Below are 3,598 nucleotides of genomic sequence, written 5' to 3'. Positions count from 1 at the left end.
GGAGGAGTCGAGTGGGGCGTCCAGCACCGACCATCGCACATCCGGAGGCTAGCCCGGCCGTGGCAGGCTGGGCGGCATGTACCGGGAACGTCCCGCCGGGTTCGCCGGCGCCGTGCTCTGGACCAGCACCACCAGGGCGGGCGCCGCGCCGACCCGGGTGCTTCCCGACGGCTGCGTCGACCTGCTGTGGACGAGTCGCTCCGGCCTGCTGGTGGCCGGCCCGGACCGCACCGCGCACCTCAGCGGCGGCGGGGCGGCCGAACGGTGGGTCGGGCTGCGGCTGCCGCCGGGGGTGGGGCCGGCGGTGCTCGGCGTGCCCGCCGCCGAGCTGCGCGACCGGCGGGTCCCCCTGGCGCAGGTGTGGGGCGACCGCGAGGCCGGCCGGCTGGGCGAGCGGGCCGAGCGGGCCCCGGCCGCCGCGCTGACGGAGGTCGCCGTCGGGCGGTTGCGGGCGGCGGGCGGTCCGGAGCCGTTGGCCGCCCGGGTCGTCGCCGCGCTGGCCGCCGGCGCCACCGTGGCCTCGGTCGCCGCCGAGGTCGGCCTGGACGCGCGCGCCCTGCACCGCCGCAGCCGGCACCTGTTCGGGTACGGCCCGAAGACCCTGGCCCGGATCCTGCGGATGCGGCGCGCCCTGGCGCTGGCCCGCGCGGGCACGCCGCTGGCCGAGGTGGCGGCCCGCTGCGGGTACGCCGACCAGGCCCACCTGACCCGGGACGTGCGGGACCTGGCCGGGGTGCCGCCGACGGTCCTGCTGCCCCGCTGAGCGACACAGCGGGACCGGGCGAGCCCGCCCGCGCGGGGGTGCGTCGGCTCAGCCCTGCGGGAGTGGGGCGAACAGGTCCACGCCGTTGCCGTCCGGGTCGCACACCACCGCGTACCGCTGGCCCCAGTAGGCGTCCCACGGGGGCAGGTGACCCTCGTGGCCCTCGGCCACCAGTTCCGCGTAGAGGCGGTCGACCTCCGCCGGGTCGGCGCAGCGGAAGGCGAGGCTGGCTCCGCCGCCGCCTCCGGGCTTCCAGTCCGCGTCGAAGGAGCGGATGGTGTCGGCGGTGTCCCAGGCGAGCCGAAGGCCCCCGGGGAGGGTGATCTCCACGTGCGGCTGGGTGTCGGCGTCGGCCGGGATGTCGAGACCGAGCCGGCGGTAGAAGGCGAGCGAGCGCGGCAGGTCGCTGGCGACCATGCCGACGAGATCCAGTTTCGGTGCCATGGCGTCGACGGTAGGGGCGGCGGGCCGAGGCGTCTTGAACGAAACGGACGTCGGGACGGAACGGCCGGTGTGGCCGTCACGACGGGGACGATCGGCGTACGGTGGCAGACAAGTCCGGCTTTCCGGTCAAATCCGTCAGGGGATGCGGTCCGGCGTGCCGGTGTCGAGACGGCGAGGGAAGGAGCGGTCGGTGGAACACCTGGCCTACCTGGACGCGGGGTCCGGCAGCCTGATCGTGCAGGCGGTGGTCGGCGGGGTGGCCGGCGCCGCCGTGGCGGCCAAGCTCTACTGGCGAAGGCTCGTCGACCGGTTCCGCCGCCAGCCCACCGACCAGCGCTGACCCGGCATGACGGTTCCCCGCACCGGCCCACGCGCCGAGCCCGGATCCTTCCGCGACCCGGCCAACCGGGTCTTCCACCTCGGCGACGACGTGCTGCGCGGGCTGGACGAGCAGGCCGCCCGGGAGTGGCGGGCGCTGGCCGCCACCGACTTCTTCCCGCCGCTGCTCGCCGCCGGCAAGGTCTGCGCCACCGCACCGGTCGAGCCGACGCCGGTGGCCGCCGGCTCCCGCTGGGCCACCGTCCTGCGCCACGAGCGGATCCCGTTCGTCTCCCACCCGTACGAGTGGTCGTTCGCGATGCTCCGCGACGCGGCGCTGCTGCACCTGGAGATCCTGCGGACGGCCCTGCCGGGGGCGTTCACCCTAAAGGACGGCTCGGCCTACAACGTCCAGTGGCGGGGGGCGGAACCGGTCTTCATCGACGTCGGCTCGTTCACGCCCGCGCGCGACGGCGAGCCGTGGGCCGGGTACCGGCAGTTCTGCCAGACCCTGCTCTACCCGCTGCTGCTCGGCGCCCACCTGGGGCTGGACTTCCGGCCCTGGCTGCGGGCCCAGGTCGACGGCATCGAGCCCGACCAGATGCGCCGGCTGTTCGGCGGGGCCCGCCGGCTGCTGCCCGGCGTGCTCACCCACGTGCACCTGCACGGGGCGATGCAGCGGCGCAACGCCCGCGCCAGCACCGCCGACGTCCGGTCCCAGCTCCGGGCGGCCGGCTACTCCCGGGAGCTGGCGCTGGCCACCGTACGGGGGATCGAGCGGCTCGTGCGGCGGCTGGAGCACCACCCGGACGCCAGCCACTGGGTCGACTACCAGCGCACCTGCGCCTACACCGCCGACGACCGGGCCGCGAAGGAACGCTTCGTCGCCGAGGCGCTGACCGACGGGCCGCGTCCCCGCCTCGTGCTCGACCTCGGCGCCAACGACGGCCGGTACGCCCGGCTCGCGGCCCGGCACGCCGACTACGTCGTGGCGGTGGAGCAGGACCCGGCCGTGGTCGACGGGCTCTACCGCGCGCTGCGTGCCGAGGGCGAGCGGCGGATCCTGCCCCTGGTGATGGACCTCGCCGACCCGTCGCCCGGCGGGGGCTGGCGGGGCGTCGAGCGGGCCTCGTTCGCCGACCGCGCCCGGGCGGACGCGGTGCTCGCCCTGGCCGTGGTGCACCACCTGGCGATCGGGCGCAACGTGCCGCTGCCCGAGGTGCTCGACTGGCTCGTCGGCCTCGCCGCGCCCGGCGCCCGGGTCGTGGTGGAGTTCGTCCATCCCGAGGACCCGATGGCCCGCCGGCTGCTGGCCAACAAGCCCGAGGGCCTCTTCCCGGACTACCGGCGCGCCGAGTTCGAACGCCTGCTGGGGGACCGGTGCCGGATCGCGCGCCGGCTCGACCTGCCCTCGGGCACCCGCACCCTCTACGCGGCGGTCGCGGGTGGCTGAGCCCGCGCCGACGCAGCCGCCCCGGCCGCCCGGCCCGGCTGCCCGACAGCCCGCCCCGTCCGCGTCGTCGTCCGACCCGCCCGCCCCGTCCGCGCCGTCGTCCGACCCGCCCGCCCCGTCCAACGGGGCCGTGCCGGCCGACCCCACCGCCCCGCCCGCCGGACGGGCCGGCCCGGCTGGTGGCCGGCGGGCGGAACTCGGCCGGCTGGCGGAGGTGGCCGGGCTGGTCGGGCTCGTGGTGACCCAACCGCTGCTGGACGTCCTCGGCCGCAGCCCGGACTTCTTCCTGTTCCACCGGGCGGACCGGCGGGAGATCCTGCTGCTGGTCGCGCTCGTCGCCGTCGCGCCCACGGCCGCCGTGGCGCTGCTCGCCGCGCCGAGCCGTTTGGCCGGGCGGACCGCCCGCGCGCTGACGCACACCGTGCTGGTCGGGCTGCTGCTCGCCGCCCTGGCCGTGCAGGTGGGCCGGCACGCGACGCCGCTGCGGGGCGTACCGCTGCTGCTGGCGGCGGCGGTGGCCGGCGTGGCCGGGCCCTCGCGGCGATCCTCGCGAGCCAGGTCACCCCGAAGTCCCACCAGGAAAGGACCACCACCCGATGAAGATCACCGTCGTCGGCGCC

At 77.1% G+C, this 3,598-nt stretch carries 4 protein-coding genes and 1 pseudogene; 4 read left to right on the top strand and 1 reads right to left on the bottom strand.

The features are described from left to right. The first annotated feature begins 76 nt into the window (after positions 1-76). Entirely contained in the window at positions 77-763 is a 687-nt protein-coding gene (locus tag ACWENR_RS30075; protein WP_452280321.1) for a helix-turn-helix domain-containing protein, read from the top strand. 48 nt (positions 764-811) lie between these two features. On the opposite strand, the gene ACWENR_RS30070 is transcribed toward ACWENR_RS30075, so the two are convergent. Next, positions 812-1,207, bottom strand: coding sequence for a VOC family protein (locus tag ACWENR_RS30070; RefSeq protein ID WP_452280320.1), 396 nt, complete (start codon positions 1,205-1,207; stop codon positions 812-814). Positions 1,208-1,397: 190 nt separating this feature from the next. Between ACWENR_RS30070 and ACWENR_RS30065 the strand changes: the two genes are divergently transcribed. The 3 genes and pseudogenes from ACWENR_RS30065 to ACWENR_RS30055 form a co-directional block, all read left to right on the top strand. Then, positions 1,398-1,547, top strand: coding sequence for a hypothetical protein (locus ACWENR_RS30065; protein WP_165947858.1), 150 nt, complete (start codon positions 1,398-1,400; stop codon positions 1,545-1,547). Between the two features lie 6 nt (positions 1,548-1,553). Next, positions 1,554-2,978 (top strand): class I SAM-dependent methyltransferase, encoded by a 1,425-nt coding sequence (locus ACWENR_RS30060; RefSeq protein WP_452280319.1) that lies wholly within the window; start codon positions 1,554-1,556, stop codon positions 2,976-2,978. 130 nt (positions 2,979-3,108) lie between these two features. Then, positions 3,109-3,598: pseudogene (locus ACWENR_RS30055) on the top strand (sulfatase-like hydrolase/transferase); the annotation flags it as partial.

The organism is Micromonospora sp. NPDC004336 (assembly GCF_053602615.1).
Note: the sequence above shows the minus strand (reverse complement) of the source record. Positions and strands in the feature narration are given on the sequence as shown.